Source organism: Nitrospirota bacterium, from assembly GCA_040756155.1.
In the GTDB taxonomy this organism is placed as follows: domain Bacteria; phylum Nitrospirota; class Thermodesulfovibrionia; order JACRGW01; family JBFLZU01; genus JBFLZU01.
On sequence record JBFLZU010000121.1, the window covers coordinates 25,174 to 38,850 of the forward strand.

A 13,677-nucleotide genomic window follows, 5' to 3' on the forward strand; every position below is an offset into this window, starting at 1 on the left:
AGGATTTTTGGTAACAAATCCTGGCGAAGTGGAAGATAAGCAATTTCAACTGTTTGAGCCCGAAGGGCGAGTTTTGAAATTGCCTGTAACGAGCCATTGGATTTGTCAAAAATTCTCTTTAAAAAGCGAAAGGGATGTTCGGCAACAAGCTCCTTTCTCAGTGCACCTCTTTTCCCAGATAAGCTTCTATTACCTTTGGATCCTTCTGTATCTCCAGAGGAAGCCCTTCTGCTATCTTTGACCCATGGTCAAGAACCATAACACTGTCCGATATACCCATAACCACTTTCATGTCATGTTCAATCAGTATAACGGTAATCCCTCTATCCCTTATGGTCTGGATCAAACCCATTAAATCAGCAGTCTCCTGTGGATTCATTCCTGCAGCAGGCTCATCAAGTAGCAGAAGTCTTGGGTTCATTGCAAGCGCCCTTGCTATCTCCAGACGCCTCTGTAAACCATATGGAAGGTTTCTTGCCCATGTATTAGCATAAGGCAGTATACCAACAAAATTGAGTATCTCAAGTGACCTGTCAAGAAGATTTTTCTCCTCTTCCTTGAATATCGCTGTTCGAAGGAAGGCTCCAAGGGCTCGTGTAGGAAGAAGTCTATGCCCTCCAACCATCACATTCTCAAGGGTTGTCATCTCACCGAAAAGCCTTATATTCTGGAATGTTCTTGCTATACCCTTTTTTGCGATTTGATGTGTTCTTAGTCTAACAATATTTTCGCCATTGAATGTAACCCATCCCTTTGTAGGTGAAATAATCCCGGTAAGGCAATTAAAGAGTGTTGTCTTGCCAGCACCATTTGGTCCAATAATGCTCAGTATCATTCCATCTTTCACCTTGAAATCTACATCCTCAAGTGCCCTGAGACCACCAAAGACCTTTGTGAGGTCTTTTACCTCAAGTAAAAACATTTAAGACTCCCCCGCTTCTTTCATCTCGATCATCTTCTTAGTGGTGTCCCCAAAAAGTCCAAAGAAGACTTTTTGGGGTGCCCCTTTCCACCAAATAAACCCTGCGGTCTGAAGACCATAAATAATATCAGGACAGCGCCGACTGCAAGCATTCTATAAGATTCAATACCCCTGAATACCTCAGGGAGTAAAACCAAAATGATGGCTCCTGCTATAGAGCCAGGTATACTCCCTAAGCCTCCTAAAATAACCATGCAGAGGATGATTATTGATTCAAAGAATGTAAAACTCTCAGGCGAGACAAATCTCATCTTTGATGCAAAAAAGACCCCAGCTAAACCTGCCCACAATGCTCCAAAAGCAAAGGCAAGGAGCTTCATTCTGAATGTATTGATACCCATACATTCCGCTGCTATTTCGTCTTCTCTTATAGACACCCATGCCCGTCCAATCCTGGAGTTATTTATACGATAGACAGCCACGACGGTGAACATGACAAAGAACAACATCAGATAATAAAGATGAACTGGTTGATCGAACCTCAAAGAGCCGATAACAGGGGGGGCAATATTCGGTATTCCATTTGGACCACCTGTAACACTATCCCAGTTATTCAGTATAAGATGCACTATCTCACCGAATCCGAGTGTAACTATAGCAAGATAATCTCCTCTTAGACGAAGTGCAGGAAAACCAAGCAAAACACCTGAAATAGCTGATATAGCCATACCTGCTGGCAGTGCTGACCAGAAGGGAATATTCAAATAAGTTGAAAGGATGGCATAGGTATAGGCACCAACAGCATAAAAAGCAACAAAACCAAGATTTAAAAGTCCAGCAAGCCCTACCACAACATTTAAACCTATCGCTAATATTACATAAATGCCTGCAAGTGTTACGATATCGAGCCAGTAATTATTTGCAACAAGTGGAAAAGCAATTAGTAGGACTGCCATCACAGTTATGTAAACCCTTCTATCCTTTGACTCAAGAAATCCTCCTATTACCTGTATCCTGTGAGATAAATTAAATATGCCCGACTCTGATATTCTCCTGATGGGCATCCAGAGCATCCACCCAATGAGTATAGCAAGAGCGAGATAAAGCCCCTTCAATCCCATAAATGGGATTGCTATAAACCCAAACCAGAGTGCAGCTATCAAGATCGTCTTCATGCGAGATTCACCTAATTTTGTATTGACTGCAAAACTGTATCACCGCAGCACTTTCTTTTATGCCTTCTCCACCACCTGCCTGCCAAGTAGCCCTGCTGGTCTTAAAAGGAGTATTATTATCAATAACCCGAAGGCAAATGCATCCTTATACTCACTTGAGATGTAACTGGCACAGAGGCTTTCTACCAATCCAAGTATAACCCCGCCCAGCATTGCTCCAGGTATACTCCCTATCCCACCGAGTACTGCAGCAGTGAATGCCTTGATCCCTGCTACATAACCAATAAAGTAGTTCACAAGTCCATAATACATAGCCACCATAACACCTGCTGCGGCGGCAAGTGCAGAGCCTATTATAAAGGTTATAGAGATAACTGTATCTATGTTTATACCCACCAATGATGCCATCCTTTTATCGAGGGCGGTAGCCCTCATAGCCTTTCCAATCCTTGTTCTGGTTACAAAAAGATGAAGACAGAACATAAGTAATACAGATACAGCAATTATAAACACCTGAAGATATGTTACTCGTGCATTGAATATATTGAACCCCTCGATGGAGAAAACCCCTGGAAAGACCTTATCTGTTGCGCCCTGAGTAAGCATAACAAAATTCTGGAGAAATATAGAGACACCGATAGCACTGATAAGTGGTGAAAGTCTTGGTGCGTTTCTTAATGGTTTATAGGCAACCTTCTCCATGGTAAACCCATATGAGGAGACAAAAAACATTGAGACAACCATTGCAATCAGAATAGATATGAAAGGATTATCTATGGTGAACCCGATCGCGGTAAGATAACCGATAACAATAATACTGATATATGCACCTATCATGTATATCTCACCATGTGCGAAGTTTATAAGTTCGAGGATACCATAAACCATGGTGTAGCCGAGGGCGATAAGTGCATATACAGCACCAAGTGTAAGTCCGTTAATAATTTGCTGGAGAAGCATTAGTTATTTATATTCTACAAATTTCCCATCTTTTGTTATCCAGACAACATAAGGCGATACTGTCACATCACCCTTTTTGTCAAATTTGATGGTTCCGAGTGCCCCCTTGAATTCGAGGGTGTGGAGTTTCTCTGAGACCTTATTCCCATCAGTTGTACCTGCCTCTTTTATTGCTGTTAATAGTATATTGGTAGCATCATAGGCATAGATTGAGTATGGACCATGGGGACCGTAAAGTCTGTTGTAGTTTTCAAGAAACCTTTTTGCGGTGGGAATATTCATCGGGTCGGGACTGAAGGTAAGGTATGTGCCTTCAGCAGATGGTCCTGCTATCTCAATAAACTTTGGGTCGATAACGCCATCTCCGCTCATGAATGGAGACTTAAGAGCAAGCTCCCTTGCCTGTTTAACAAGAAGCCCTGCCTCAGGATATATACCTCCGAAATAGATGAGTTGTGGCTCTTTTCTCTTAACAGCAGTAAGAACAGCCTTAAAATCCTTATCACCCTGAATTATGCCACCATAATAGAGAACCTCTACCTTGTCTCCGAGTGACTGCTTGAATTCAGCAGCAAGCCCCTGTCCGTAAGTGGTCTTATCGTGGAGGATTGCTATCTTTTTAATCTTTAGAGTATTTATAACAAATTCTGCAGCCACCTTTCCCTGTTGATCGTCTCTACCGCACACCCTGAAAACATTGTTATACCCTTTTTCTGTAAGTTGTGGATTTGTAGACGCCGGGGTAATCATAGGTATGCGTGCCCTGTAATAGACATCGGATGCCGGGATTGAACAGCTACTGTTAAAATGACCTATAACACCAACCACACCTGCATTGACCATCTTGTTTGCAACCGATACAGCCTGCTTGGGATCATGTTGATCATCGCTGACCATCATCTTTATCTTTTTACCTAAAACACCACCTTTTTCATTCCATTCAGAGAGAGCGAGTTCTACTCCATTTTTAAAATCGAGTCCCATCTTTGCCTGATCCCCACTCATCGGTCCTGCAATCCCTATCTTGATAACATCTTCTTTTTTTGTGCAACCGAAAAGGAAGGTAAACACGGAAAGTATGACAATCAGGGCACCCCCAAAAAAATAAAAGATTTTGGGGGACCCCATAATATAGATCGATCTTTTCATTACAGACCTCCTGCGAGATATCCCCAAAAGCCTTTTAGATTTTTGGAGACCTCAGTTAGATAAAGGTATAATTGCGTAATTATTGTAATTATAAGAAATTTCGGGGGTTTTGGCAAGGGGATTTTTAAATAAGATTTATATCTCAGAAGGGAAATTATATCATCACACAACAAGCACTACCCTGTCGAGTCCCTTAAAATGTGTATCGCTGGTTACTACTTTACAGTTTTTCTCTAAGGCCGTTGCATAAACAATGGCATCAGCCATAGGAAGGGAGTGCTTCAGACTAAGGTCTGCTGCTAAAAGTGCTATGCTTTCACTTAATGTGACAATCGTTGTTTTGTTAATCAGAGAAACTGCTAATAATGCATCCTCTTCTGTTCGTTCTCTTTTTATTTTCTTATAAACTTCATAAAGCACAATGGTGGGTGTTACTATCTTTCTGAGGTCTTTGAGATATTTTGAATATTCTAAAGCAAAAGGCACATCTGTAAAGTACTCTATCCACTCAGAGGAATCTACGAGGATCATTACCTTTCCTTATCCTCTCTTATATCCTTTGTATTCATCCCTTTTAAGAATCCTCTAAAGGATTCTACAGGTCTTTCAGGAATTAGATAAACTAATCCTCCTTTTTCAACAACTGTCATCTTTTGCCCACTTTTAAGATGAAGCTTCTCCCTCACATCCTTAGGTATTACTACCTGATATTTTGGTGATATTGTAGTTGTAGCCATTTATCCCCCCTTAATTATATCGATAAAAAAATTATAAAACGAAAATAATTTTTTGTCAATATTTGTTTGGAAAAACATGGACACTAAAAACATGGGGACACTTCCCGTATTTTATTTCTTTCTCCTGGGCTGACCACCTTTCTTTTCTTAGGAAAAAGATCTCGCCTCAAAATCTTCTCAAGTTTCTTTATAAACCCATCACTGCCGAGGTGAGGATATCCTTCTACGCATACCCTCGAGATCCTCGGCATGGATACTATGCTATCCATGTCATTTCAATTTGCCGAGTAATATTGGAAGTGTCCCTATATTTACCCCCCTGTAAAGAGATGCATTATCCTGCCATAGTTTTCTATTGTAAAAAAAAGTGAACTGTGTTATTTTTATGGTATGAACTCTTTTTATAAGAATCTAACAATATGGTTGATTTTAGGATTGCTGATGGTCTTTTTGTTTAATCTCTTCAGTGCTCCCAAAAAGGTGGAGGAAGATGTAGTATTCAGCGATTTCATTACGAAGGTAGAGAAAGGGGATGTAGAGGATGTTGTGATAAAAGAAAACCATATTACAGGGAGGTTTAAGGATGGGAAGAGGTTCAAGACCTATACACCAGAGTATCCAGATCTTGTGAGGGATCTCCGTGCAAAGGGTGTAAGGATAACAGCCAAGCCCCCAGATGAAAATCCATGGTATCTTACATTCTTAGTTTCCTGGGGTCCTATTATTTTCCTTGCTGCAATATGGATATTCTTTATGAAGCAGATGCAAACAGGTGGAAATAAGGCACTGTCATTCGGGAAGAGCAGGGCAAGGCTTGTTTCAGAGAAGACCAATAAAATAACATTTGCTGATGTGGCAGGGATAGATGAGGCGAAGGAAGAGCTTCAAGAGGTTATAGAATTTCTTAAAGACCCACAGAAATTTCAGAAGCTCGGTGGGAGGATACCGAAAGGTGTTCTTGTGATGGGTCCTCCCGGTACAGGAAAAACCCTCCTTGCAAGGGCAATCGCAGGAGAGGCAGGGGTTCCGTTCTTTTCTATCAGTGGCTCAGATTTTGTAGAGATGTTTGTAGGGGTTGGTGCATCAAGGGTAAGAGACCTTTTTGAACAGGGAAAGAAGAATGCACCGTGCATAATATTTATAGACGAGATTGATGCAGTTGGAAGGCACAGAGGGGCAGGGCTTGGTGGAGGACACGATGAAAGGGAGCAAACTTTAAATCAACTTTTAGTAGAGATGGATGGATTCGAGTCCAATGAAGGTGTAATACTTATTGCTGCCACAAATAGACCTGATGTCCTTGATCCTGCTCTTCTTAGGCCTGGTAGGTTTGATCGCCAGGTAGTAGTGCCCCAGCCAGATGTTAAAGGAAGACTCGGGATACTGAAGGTACACACGAAAAAGATACTCATTGCAGAGGATGTAGACCTCGGGGTGATAGCTCGTGGAACACCTGGATTTTCAGGTGCTGATTTATCTAATCTCGTAAATGAAGCAGCACTCATGGCTGCAAGGGAGAATAAGAGCAAGGTTGAGATGGTTGATTTTGAGAAGGCGAAGGATAAGGTTCTTATGGGGATAGAAAGAAAGAGTATGGTGATGAACGAGGAGGAGAGGAGGAATACCGCTTACCATGAGGCAGGACACACACTTGTTGCAAGACTTATCCCCGGGACTGACCCGATCCATAAGGTAAGCATCATTCCAAGAGGCAGGGCGTTAGGGATCACGCAACAACTCCCGATGGATGACAGATATACCTACTCAAAGACATACCTTCTCAATGAACTCGCTGTATTTCTTGGTGGAAGGGCTGCAGAAGAAATAGCATTAAACCATATGACCACAGGTGCAGGGAATGACCTTGAAAGGGCAACAGAGCTTGCAAGAAAGATGGTATGCGACTGGGGGATGAGTGAAAAACTCGGGCCACTCACATTTGGTAAACGAGAAGAACAGATATTTCTCGGTCGTGAAATAGCCCAGCACAGGGATTACAGTGAGCGGACAGCTATAGAGATCGATGAAGAGATAAAACGAATGGTGACTGAGTGTTATGAAAGGGCAAAGAATCTTGTTAATGAAAATATAGATGCACTTCATGCATTAGCTAAGGCACTCCTCGAAAAAGAGACACTCGAAGGTAAAGAGATTGATGAGATAATAAAAGAAAAGAGAGTTGAAGCTTACCTGTAAAGATTTTACATTTAACTTTTCCAAGAAGACCTACATTATGGGAGTTCTGAATGTGACTCCTGATTCGTTCTCTGATGGAGGACTTTATATCGATCCATCGAGAGCAGTTGAAAGGGCACTCGAGATGGAGGAGGAAGGGGCTGATTTAATAGATATAGGTGGTGAGTCTTCAAGACCTGGCTCCGATCCAGTCTCAGAAGAAGAAGAAATCAAGAGGGTTGTACCCGTCATAGAAAAGCTATCCCACAGATTAAAGATTCCTATATCTGTGGATACATCTAAATCTCGTGTTGCAAAGATTGCGGTTAAGGCAGGTGCTTCTATTATAAACGATATAAGTGGCCTCCGTCTTGATCCTGAGATGGTTCATGTTGTTGCGGATAGTGGGATTCCTGTGGTAATCATGCATATGAAGGGTACACCGAAGGATATGCAGGTTAATCCTACATATAACAATGTCGTCTCAGAGGTGATAGAGTTTCTAAAGGAAAGGATAAAAGTGGCTATAGATGAAGGTGTTAGTAAAGATAAGATAATAATCGATCCAGGAATCGGTTTTGGCAAGACCGTTGAACATAACATAGTGATACTTAGAAGGCTCGATGAATTCAAGGTTCTTGGTCGACCCATTCTCATCGGGACATCGAGGAAGTCATTTATAGGTAAGATACTTGATCTTGAGGTTAATGAACGAATCGAAGGAACTGCAGCAACTGTTGCAGTTGCAATATTGAAAGGTGCCGCCCTTATAAGGGCTCATGATGTTAAAGAGATGGTGAGAGTGGCAAGAATGACCGACGCCATTATTCGGGCATCCCACCACCTCTCACCCACCCTCTGATCTCTACAGCGATTAGTGGTCGCCAATTTCCGCATTACTACCAAATGTTAGTCATTGACAATAAAAGTAAAATCAGTTAAATTAAGTCTATGGAAATTTTCAGGCAGATAAGGTGGCAGGATGTAGTTGATATACTCCTTGTGGCGTTTATAGTGTATAGAATCCTTTTGCTTATAAAAGGGACAAGGGCGATTCAAATGCTTGTAGGTCTTGGTATACTGCTTATTGCCCTGATGATTTCAAAGTGGATAAATCTTTACACAATAGACTGGCTTGTTCAAAGCTTCTGGTCACAGATAGTACTGGCACTGATTATACTCTTTCAGCCAGAACTCCGCCGCGCACTTGCCCATATAGGAGAAAACCCTCTTTTATATCCATTCTCATATGTTGAGGAATCAAGACACATCGAAGAGATCGTAAGGACAGCAGTATCATTATCCAATAGAAAAATAGGAAGTCTTATTGTTATCGAGAGGGAGACTGATCTCAAAAACTTTATAGAGATGGGGACAGAACTCGATGCAAAGGTCTCAAAGGAGATACTTGTAAGTATATTTCAGCCAACATCTCCTATACACGATGGAGCAGTGATTATAAGGGGTAAGAGGATTATAGCAGGTGGATGTTTTCTTCCATTATCATTGAGGGCAGATATAAGTCGTTCACTCGGAACAAGACATAGGGCTGCGATTGGAATTACCGAGGAGACTGATGCGGTTGTAATTGTGGTCTCAGAAGAAACAGGTGCAATCTCTATTGTAATCGGTGGGGAGATTACACAGAATCTCGATATGAATACACTGAGGGAGACACTAACAGATCTTTTTGTCCGGAAGCCACATAGGAAGGCAATGAAATGAGATTTAAAAGCCTTTTACTTAGAAACTCTGGATTGAAGATTGCGTCTCTGATATTTGCGATTATACTCTGGTTTTTTGTTATATCAAGGGGAAAATCGGAAGTAAATTTTGAGGTACCACTTGAATTTAAGAATATTCCATCTACAATAGAACTTACAGGAGATATAGTAAAATCTATAGATGTAAGAGTTCAGGGACAGGAAGGGGTACTCCGCAATCTGAGGTCTCATCAGATAAATGCATATGTAGACCTTACCGGGGCAAAGGCAGGAGAAAGCACATATTATATTACACAGAGTAATATTAATGTTCCAATGAATGTTAAGGTTTCGAAGGTTAGTCCCTCTACTATTAAAGTTAGACTTGAGAAGCTTCTTAAAAAGGATATTGAAGTAGAAGCACATATAATTGGAAAACCTGCTCCTGGATTTAAGATTCAGGGCTTAGAAGTGACTCCATCAACTGTCAGGATAGAAGGGCTGAAAAAAGAAATCAACAGTATAAAGACCTTAAAGACAGAGCCAATAGATATCAGTGGTGCTAAGGAGGGCATCTCACAGGTCGTAAAGGTAAACACCGCAGGCAGAAATATCCGTAGCCTTAACAAAGAAGAAGTTAAGGTGAACATAAAGATTTCTAAAGAACGAAGGTAAGTTGTGATGAAAAGGTTATTCGGTACAGATGGTATAAGGGGAGTGGCAAATAAAACTCCAATGACCAGTGAAATGGCTTTAGCATTAGGCAGGGCTGCTGCATATATATTTAAAGAAGGTAGTTACAATAAGGAAGGTAAGAGGTCATCTTCACACAGACACAGAATAGTCATTGGGAAGGATACAAGGCTCTCCGGATATATGCTTGAGAGTGCCCTTACTTCTGGTATCTGTTCTATGGGTGTGGATGTGATTCTTGTGGGACCACTGCCGACACCGGGTATTGCATTCATTACAAGAAGTCTCAGAGCAGATGCAGGCGTGGTGATTTCTGCCTCCCATAATCCCTATGAAGATAACGGGATAAAATTTTTTTCCATGAATGGCATTAAACTTCCGGACGAGCTCGAAAAGAAAATGGAGGAACTTATATTTTCAAATGCATTAGAACATATCCGTCCCACTGCGAGAGAGGTAGGGAAGGCATTCAGGGTAGATGATGCAGTAGGGAGATACATTGAATTTGTTAAAGGTTCATTTCCGAGAGGGATGACACTGGATGGCATGAAGATAGTTGTTGATTCAGCCAATGGGGCGTCATACAGGGTTACCCCTTGGGTACTCCGTGAACTTGGTGCTGAGGTGATTTCTCTGAACGATAAACCTGATGGAACGAACATTAATCTTAATTGTGGTTCTCTATATCCACAGATAATCCAGAAAGCAGTTATTGAAAATAACGCAGATATTGGGGTTGCTCATGACGGTGATGCAGACAGGGTGATACTTTCAGACGAGTCAGGAAGGGTAGTAGATGGAGACCGGATAATGGCTGTATGTGCACTCGATATGTTAACTGAGGGAAGATTAAATAAGAATGCCATTGTTACGACTGTGATGAGTAACATGGGTCTTGATATAAGCATGAAGAAAGCAGGTATAGATGTTATACGAACAGATGTTGGAGACCGTTATGTGGCTGAAAAGATGTTAGAAGGTGGGTATAATCTCGGAGGAGAACAATCAGGACACATTATTTTTATGGATTATAACACTACTGGAGATGGAATTATAACAGCACTTCAGGTACTCTCGCTAATGAGGAAGAGACAAAAAAAACTCGGTGAGATTGTCTCTTCTATTAATATGTTTCCTCAGATTCTCGTAAATGTTAAAGTAAAAAACAAAAAAGAGGTTCACACAAATCCCTTCATAAGGACAGCAATCGCAGATGCAGAGAAGTTACTCAATGGTTTAGGACGGATATTTGTCCGCCCATCCGGTACAGAACAGCAGGTGAGAATCATGGTTGAGGGCAGAAACAGAGCCCGGATAAAGAAGATTGCAGAGAATGTTGCTATGGTGATTAAGCGGGAACTCTGTTAAATCATTGACTTACTTTTATACCATGAAATCAACTTATCAATCCCAGCCCTTATGGTGTATTGGGGTCTGTATCCAAGAAATTCCCTTGCCCTGGTAATGTCTGAGAGGGAATGCCTTATATCCCCGTTTCGTCCTTCTCCATAAATAGGCTCAGAATTAATACCAAGTAGACTGCTTATTAGTTTAAAGAGATTATTAATAGTTATACTCTCACCATATCCGACATTGAATATTTTACCCACTCCCTTTTCGGAGGCGCATGCCTTTATTGTTGCCTGAACACAATCCTCGATGAATGTAAAGTCCCTGGACTGTTCTCCATCACCATATATCACTGGTTTATCCCCCTTCAGGAGTGTGTTCACAAACTTCGGTATTACAGCAGCATATAAAGAATCAGGGTCTTGTTTTTTACCATAGACATTAAAGTATCTCAGTGAGACCGTTTCAAGCCCATAGAGATGGAAGAAAACCATACAATAGTATTCACCTATTAGTTTTGATACCGCATATGGTGACAGTGGCATTGGAGTCATAATCTCATTTTTAGGGAGAACTGGACTCTCTCCATATACCGATGAGGAAGAGGCATAAACAACCCTTTTGACACCTGTTTCCTTAGATGCCATAAGGAGATTAAGCGTTCCTGTGCTGTTTACATCATGGGTAGTGACAGGATCGGCTACTGATTTCTGCACAGAACCGAGCGCTGCGAGGTGGATTACGAAGTCTACATCCTCTACTGCTTTCCTGAGGACTGCCTTATCCCTGATATCACCGGTGATCAGTTCAATATCATCTAAGAATTCTTCAATATTTTCCTTTTTGCCTGTAGAGAAGTTATCTATTACCTTTACCGTGTGTCCCTGTCTTAAGAGCTCCTCAATAGTATTCGACCCTATAAATCCTGCTCCACCTGTCACCAGAAGTCTATAGTTACTGCTCACGCCTTTACAATCCTTGAAGAGTTTATACCTTTTGTAGCATTCCTTGTATCGACTACGAGTCTGCTATTTTCTGTAATCCATTTGTAGTCATATAAAGCATGATCAGTAGCTATGATGACACAATCATAACTCCTCAGCATCTCTTCATCGATTTCTCGTGAAGCCGCCTTCAGACCCTTTCTATGGCTGATAGCTAATGGTATGTAAGGATCATTGTAATCAACTCTTGCACCTTTTTCCTTTAACAGTCTAATAAGTTCAAGGGAGGGAGATTCTCTGAGGTCATCTATGTCTTTTTTATAGGCTATTCCAAGAATGAGTATCCTTGAGCCCTTAACTGGTTTCCCATCTTCATTAAGCGCATCTATCACCCTGGATACCACATAATATGGCATATTTGTATTTATTTCACCTGCGAGTTCTATAAATCTTGTCCTGAAATCGTATTCTCTTGCCTTCCATGATAGATAGAATGGGTCAATCGGAATGCAGTGTCCACCAAGCCCTGGACCAGGGTAGAAGGGCATAAAGCCGAAGGGTTTTGTAGATGCAGCGTTAATTACCTCCCAGACATCTATACCCATCCTGTCGCAGAGCATCTTTAGTTCATTAACGAGAGCAATGTTAACACACCTGAATATATTCTCGAGTAGTTTTGTCATCTCTGCTACCTTTGGTGATGAAACCACTATAACCTCTTTGATTATAGAAGAGTACAGGGCTTCTCCGACTGATGCACAGTTGCTGGTTACACCCCCAATTATCTTCGGTATTGTTTTAGTAGTATAAGATTTGTTGCCAGGGTCTTCTCTCTCAGGAGAAAATACAAGATAGAAATCCTTCCCGGGCTTAAAACCCTTTTCTTCAAACATGGGTAGCAGTAGCTCTTCTGTTGTGCCTGGATATGTGGTGCTTTCAAGTGAGATAAACTGACCTTTTCTCAGTGTATTTGCTATTTGTCTTGCTGTGTCTATAATGAAACGCATCTCAGGCTCTTTTTTTTCGTTGAGTGGGGTAGGGACACAGATCAGGATGCAATCCATATCGGAAAGTCTATTGAAATCGGTCGTTGCCTCGAAAAATCCCTGTTTTAAAAAGTTAGAGATAACATCTGAAGGTATGTGTCTTATATAACTCTCTCCCCGATTAAGGGATTCTACCTTTGCCTTATCTATATCAAAGCCAGTTACACTGAATGATTCCTCACAGAACCTGAGGGTAAGAGGGAGTCCTACATAGCCCAGTCCTATGATGCCTACTTTTATTTTTTTTTGCTTAATCTTTGAGGTAAGATCTTCCATTCATAACTATTCTCTGAGTTTTTCTTCCTCTTCCTGTTTTGTCTTACATTCTATACAGAGGGTGGTGACAGGACGTGCCTCTAACCTCTTGATGCCTATTTTCTCACCGCATTCTATACATATTCCATAAGTTCCGTTTTCTATCCGTTCGAGCGATTCTTCTATCTTCTTGAGCAATTTTTGTTCTCTTCCTCTTAATCTGAGTAGAAAACTTCTATCGGATTCAGCGCTTGCCTGATCACCGAGGTCAGGGAAATTAGTCTTTTCAGGGGTCAATGTGCTTATGGTTACACCTGCTTCGTTTAAAATAGATGCCCTCTGTGCTTCAAGTTTTTTCTTGATAGCAAGGATACGTCTTGTATCAGGATCGAGTATTTTATGTTTCGACTTAAGTTTCTTTGGTTCCGCCTTCACCGTAGATTTGGTAGCCATATGATCACCCCCCGGGTAAAATTGTGGTATATTAGCAAACTAAATTTATGCAAGTCAACCAAAATATATTTTTCCTCCGCTCCGTCCGTCTGGTTTGTTATACAAAGAATTCCCC

General features: G+C 41.2%; 14 protein-coding genes. 5 read left to right on the forward strand and 9 right to left on the reverse strand.

Annotated features, from left to right (window positions below):
- Nucleotides 1–157: 157 nt before the first annotated feature.
- The 6 genes from AB1488_11555 to AB1488_11580 form a co-directional block, all read right to left on the reverse strand.
- Entirely contained in the window at nucleotides 158–922 is a 765-nt protein-coding gene (locus AB1488_11555) for an ABC transporter ATP-binding protein (GenBank protein ID MEW6410721.1), read from the reverse strand.
- 29 nt (nucleotides 923–951) lie between these two features.
- Nucleotides 952–2,097, reverse strand: a complete 1,146-nt coding sequence (locus AB1488_11560; GenBank protein ID MEW6410722.1) for a branched-chain amino acid ABC transporter permease — start codon at nucleotides 2,095–2,097, stop codon at nucleotides 952–954.
- 57 nt (nucleotides 2,098–2,154) lie between these two features.
- Complete coding sequence (locus tag AB1488_11565; GenBank protein ID MEW6410723.1) at nucleotides 2,155–3,057, reverse strand: branched-chain amino acid ABC transporter permease; 903 nt, start codon at nucleotides 3,055–3,057, stop codon at nucleotides 2,155–2,157.
- Nucleotides 3,058–3,060: 3 nt separating this feature from the next.
- Nucleotides 3,061–4,206 carry a branched-chain amino acid ABC transporter substrate-binding protein gene (locus AB1488_11570; GenBank protein ID MEW6410724.1) on the reverse strand — a complete coding sequence of 382 codons (1,146 nt, stop codon included), beginning with the start codon at nucleotides 4,204–4,206 and terminating at the stop codon, nucleotides 3,061–3,063.
- A 162-nt stretch (nucleotides 4,207–4,368) separates the two neighbouring features.
- On the reverse strand, nucleotides 4,369–4,737 hold the full coding sequence (locus tag AB1488_11575; GenBank protein MEW6410725.1) for a type II toxin-antitoxin system VapC family toxin: 369 nt from the start codon (nucleotides 4,735–4,737) through the stop codon (nucleotides 4,369–4,371).
- A complete protein-coding gene (locus tag AB1488_11580; GenBank protein MEW6410726.1) occupies nucleotides 4,737–4,943 on the reverse strand; it encodes an AbrB/MazE/SpoVT family DNA-binding domain-containing protein in 207 nt (68 codons plus the stop codon). The genes AB1488_11575 and AB1488_11580 overlap by 1 nt, the downstream gene beginning before the upstream one ends.
- A gap of 390 nt (nucleotides 4,944–5,333) precedes the next feature.
- Here AB1488_11580 and ftsH point away from each other — a divergent pair, with 390 nt between their 5' ends.
- The 5 genes from ftsH to glmM all read left to right on the forward strand — a co-directional run bounded on the left by ftsH (nucleotide 5,334) and on the right by glmM (nucleotide 10,882).
- On the forward strand, nucleotides 5,334–7,139 hold the full coding sequence (gene ftsH / locus AB1488_11585; protein MEW6410727.1) for an ATP-dependent zinc metalloprotease FtsH: 1,806 nt from the start codon (nucleotides 5,334–5,336) through the stop codon (nucleotides 7,137–7,139).
- Between the two features lie 37 nt (nucleotides 7,140–7,176).
- Nucleotides 7,177–7,980, forward strand: coding sequence for a dihydropteroate synthase (folP, locus tag AB1488_11590; GenBank protein ID MEW6410728.1), 804 nt, complete (start codon nucleotides 7,177–7,179; stop codon nucleotides 7,978–7,980).
- 89 nt (nucleotides 7,981–8,069) lie between these two features.
- Nucleotides 8,070–8,843, forward strand: coding sequence for a diadenylate cyclase CdaA (gene cdaA, locus AB1488_11595; protein MEW6410729.1), 774 nt, complete (start codon nucleotides 8,070–8,072; stop codon nucleotides 8,841–8,843).
- Nucleotides 8,840–9,496 (forward strand): CdaR family protein, encoded by a 657-nt coding sequence (locus tag AB1488_11600; protein ID MEW6410730.1) that lies wholly within the window; start codon nucleotides 8,840–8,842, stop codon nucleotides 9,494–9,496. Before cdaA ends, AB1488_11600 begins: the two co-directional genes overlap by 4 nt.
- A gap of 6 nt (nucleotides 9,497–9,502) precedes the next feature.
- On the forward strand, nucleotides 9,503–10,882 hold the full coding sequence (gene glmM / locus AB1488_11605; protein MEW6410731.1) for a phosphoglucosamine mutase: 1,380 nt from the start codon (nucleotides 9,503–9,505) through the stop codon (nucleotides 10,880–10,882).
- Here the strand turns inward: glmM and AB1488_11610 are convergent.
- The 3 genes from AB1488_11610 to dksA are packed head-to-tail and all read right to left on the reverse strand — an operon-like array spanning nucleotide 10,879 to nucleotide 13,562.
- Nucleotides 10,879–11,829: an SDR family oxidoreductase gene (locus AB1488_11610; GenBank protein MEW6410732.1), complete on the reverse strand. Its 951-nt coding sequence runs from the start codon at nucleotides 11,827–11,829 to the stop codon at nucleotides 10,879–10,881. The two genes, glmM and AB1488_11610, sit on opposite strands and share 4 nt — an antisense overlap.
- Entirely contained in the window at nucleotides 11,826–13,130 is a 1,305-nt protein-coding gene (locus tag AB1488_11615; protein ID MEW6410733.1) for a nucleotide sugar dehydrogenase, read from the reverse strand. The genes AB1488_11610 and AB1488_11615 overlap by 4 nt, the downstream gene beginning before the upstream one ends.
- 6 nt (nucleotides 13,131–13,136) lie before the next feature.
- Nucleotides 13,137–13,562: an RNA polymerase-binding protein DksA gene (gene dksA, locus AB1488_11620; protein ID MEW6410734.1), complete on the reverse strand. Its 426-nt coding sequence runs from the start codon at nucleotides 13,560–13,562 to the stop codon at nucleotides 13,137–13,139.
- Nucleotides 13,563–13,677: the final 115 nt, after the last annotated feature.